Raw genomic sequence first — 663 nt, 5'->3', positions numbered from 1 at the left:
CAAACGTCCAGAAAACTTTCCACTATTGCATTATCTAAGTCATTTCCTTTTTTCGACATACTTTGCTCAATACCATTTTTCTATACATTAAAATGTTTGGATGTTTTCGGTAAACTTTCGTGATTTACGAAATAACAATTAACGACCGATTGTTTAAAGACTGAGTTGTATTTGATCATAAAAATCTACACCTTAACGAATTGATTATACGTGTAACTTTGAAAGTGTAGATTATTTATACCGCACTGGTTAATTTAATTATTTTTCACTGCATTGGCAATTTCTTCTGCACATTGTTGCGCAAGTTCGCCGTCTTGGCATTCTACCATGACTCGAATTAACGGTTCAGTGCCTGACTTACGCAATAAAATTCGACCTTTACCTGCTAAACGTTTTTCCACATCAGATGCGACAGATTTTACCTTATCACTTTCTAACGGATTCTCTCCACCAGCAAAACGTACATTAATTAAGACTTGTGGAAATAATGGCACTGCCGTTACTAATTCATTCAAGCTTAATTTGTGTTGTACCATAGCGGTCAATACGGCTAGTGATGCAATAATGCCATCGCCTGTGGTATTTTTATCCGAGATAATAATATGCCCTGAATTTTCACCGCCGAATTTCCAATTATTTTCATGCATTTTTTCCAACACATAA

At 35.3% G+C, this 663-nt stretch carries 1 pseudogene; it reads right to left on the bottom strand.

Annotated elements, in window-relative coordinates:
• Positions 1-254 precede the first annotated feature (254 nt).
• Positions 255-663: pseudogene (locus FKZ59_RS14455) on the bottom strand (phosphoglucosamine mutase); the annotation flags it as partial.

Origin of the sequence: Ureibacillus terrenus (assembly GCF_006569205.1) — a bacterium.
Taxonomy (GTDB): Bacteria; Bacillota; Bacilli; order Bacillales_A; family Planococcaceae; genus Ureibacillus; species Ureibacillus terrenus.
Note: the sequence above shows the minus strand (reverse complement) of the source record. Positions and strands in the feature narration are given on the sequence as shown.